Source organism: Spirillospora sp. NPDC049652, assembly GCF_040675125.1.
Lineage (GTDB): Bacteria > Actinomycetota > Actinomycetes > Streptosporangiales > Streptosporangiaceae > Spirillospora.
Map to the genome: position 1 here is coordinate 1 of NZ_JBFAOF010001055.1, position 2,326 is coordinate 2,326.

Consider the following 2,326-nt stretch of genomic DNA (forward strand, 5'->3'; position numbering starts at 1 on the left):
GGCGTTGGCGAGTGGGGCGCCAGTGCCTCACACGCCGGCCCACGATGCGAAGGGCGGCCCGTCATGAGCCCGCCTCCGCCGCCCGCCAGCCTCCCGGCGCCGCTGGAGGGCGCCGCCGCGGGCCAGCTCGCCCCGCACGAGAAGCCGAACCCCGAGTACCGGCAGATCTACCAGGCCTACAGCGACGCCTACGGCAGCATCGACGCGCTCCGCACCGCGCTGGACGGCCCCGTCCGGACGCTGAACGGCACCGACGCCTGGATCGGCCCGGAGTCGCGGACGTGGGGCGGGCAGCTGGAGACCCAGCGCGCGGCGCTGCGCAAGGCCGCCGACCAGATCCTCTGGGACATCTACAACCGGCTCGCCTCGACCCAGCGGACCATCGTCCGGGTCTAGGCTCTCTCGGCGTGAGGAAGAGGGAGCCGAAGCTGCGACGACTCGACCGCCAGGCGTTCCTGCGCCGGCTGGAGCCGATCCTCCAGGTCTACGCCGCGGCGATGCGCCCGCCCGAGGAGCAGCTCCCCGGGCGGTACTCGATCATGCAGCGGCACACCACCCATCCGCGGTTCCGCGCGTTCGTGGTCGAGCGGCCCCGGTCGCTGCCCGCGCTGCCCGGCGACGTGCTCGGGTTCGCCTACGGCTTCCACGGCGAGACCGGCCAGTGGTGGCACGACGTGGTGCGGCGGGCGCTGACCGAGCGGGACGGCCCCGACCACGCCGCCTACTGGCTGGACGACGCGTTCGAGGTCGCCGAGCTGCACGTCCACCCCGGGGCGCAGGGGCACGGGCACGGCCGGGCGCTGCTGAACGCGCTGTGCGAGGGCAGGCGGGAGACGACGGTCGTGCTGTCCACGCTGGACCTGGACCGCGACTCGCCCGCCCGCCGCCTCTACCGCTCGGTCGGCCTGCGGGACCTGCTGGTCGACTTCGAGTTCCCGGGCGGCGGGCCGCCCTACGCCGTGATGGGCGGGACGCTGCCCCTCGCCCCGTACCCGGCGGACTCCAGCAGCTCGTAGACCTCGCGCGTCGCGGTCGACCGGTTGAAGGTGATGAAGTGGATGCCGGGCGCGCCCTGGTCGAGCAGCTCCCGGCACAGCTCGGCGGCGTGCTCGATGCCGAGCCGCCGGACCGCCTCCGGGTCGTCGCGGACGGCGTCGAACCGGGCGCGGACCTCCTCGGGGAACGGCGCGCCGGACAGCTGCTCGGACCGCTCGATCGTGCTGAGCCTGGTCACCGGCATGATGCCCGGGATGATCGGCACGTCGCAGCCCTCGGCGGCGACGCGGTCGCGCAGCCGGAAGTAGTCGCTCGCCCGGAAGAACATCTGGGTGATCGCGTAGTCGGCCCCCGCGCGGCACTTCTCGATGAAGAACCGGGTGTCGCTCTCGATATCGCGGGAGCGCGGGTGCTTGTAGGGGAACGCCGCGACGCCCACGCAGAAGTCCCCGTACGAGCGGATCATCCGGACCAGGTCGCTGGCGTACTCCAGGCCCTCCGGGTGCTTGATCCACTCCGCGGTGGGGTCGCCGGGCGGGTCGCCGCGCAGCGCGAGGATGTTGCGGACGCCCGCCGACGCGAACCGGCCGATCAGGTGCCGCAGCTCGGCCTGGGAGTGGTCGACGGCAGTGAAATGCGCCACCGGCGTCATGGTCGTCTCGGCGGCGATGCGCTCCACCACGTCGACCGTGTTGTCCCGGGTGCTGCCGCCCGCCCCGTAGGTGACCGACACGAAGGTCGGGTTGAGGGGCTCCAGCTCGCGGATGGTGCGCCACAGCGTCCGGGCGGCCTCGGCGGTCTTCGGCGGCATGAACTCGAAGGAGAACGACGGGTCGCCGGTGGCGAGCAGCTCGCGGATCGTCGGGGCACGATCGGGGTTCGGGCGTCGCATCCCGCAATCCTATCGACCCGGTCCGAAAAGATACGATCACGCCATGTCCAGCAGTTCGTCCAGCAGTTCGCCCGCCGGGCCCGCCGTCGGCGCCGCCACCGGCCAGTTCCGCAAGGAGGTCGACGAGGCACTGCACGCCTTCCTCGCCCGGCAGGGCCCCGCCCTGCTCGCCATCAGCGAGGACCTGCGGCCCATGATCACCGCGCTGACGGCGCTGCTGTCGGGGGGCAAGCGGCTGCGGCCGGCGTTCTGCTTCTGGGGCTGGCGGGCGGCGGGCGGCGCGGACGGCCCGCAGATCGCGGCGGCGGCCGCGTCCCTGGAGCTGCTGCAGGCCAGCGCCCTGGTGCACGACGACGTGATGGACGCCAGCGACACCCGCCGGGGCCAGCCGTCGGTGCACCGGCGGTTCGAGGCGCTGCACGCCGAGCGCGGCTGGCG

Annotated in this window: 4 protein-coding genes; 3 read left to right on the forward strand and 1 reads right to left on the reverse strand. The window is 73.6% G+C overall.

The genetic code is table 11. The features are described 5' to 3' along the window. The first annotated feature begins 63 nt into the window (after positions 1 to 63). On the forward strand, positions 64 to 396 hold the full coding sequence (locus tag AB0J52_RS36775; protein ID WP_500187528.1) for a hypothetical protein: 333 nt from the start codon (positions 64 to 66) through the stop codon (positions 394 to 396). A gap of 11 nt (positions 397 to 407) precedes the next feature. Continuing rightward, complete coding sequence (locus tag AB0J52_RS36780; protein WP_500187529.1) at positions 408 to 1,016, forward strand: GNAT family N-acetyltransferase; 609 nt, start codon at positions 408 to 410, stop codon at positions 1,014 to 1,016. On the opposite strand, the gene metF is transcribed toward AB0J52_RS36780, so the two are convergent. After that, a complete protein-coding gene (gene metF / locus AB0J52_RS36785) occupies positions 953 to 1,888 on the reverse strand; it encodes a methylenetetrahydrofolate reductase [NAD(P)H] (protein WP_500187530.1) in 936 nt (311 codons plus the stop codon). The two genes, AB0J52_RS36780 and metF, sit on opposite strands and share 64 nt — an antisense overlap. A gap of 43 nt (positions 1,889 to 1,931) precedes the next feature. Here metF and AB0J52_RS36790 point away from each other — a divergent pair. Continuing rightward, positions 1,932 to 2,326: polyprenyl synthetase family protein (locus AB0J52_RS36790; RefSeq protein ID WP_500187531.1), on the forward strand; the 395-nt coding region annotated here is incomplete at its 3' end.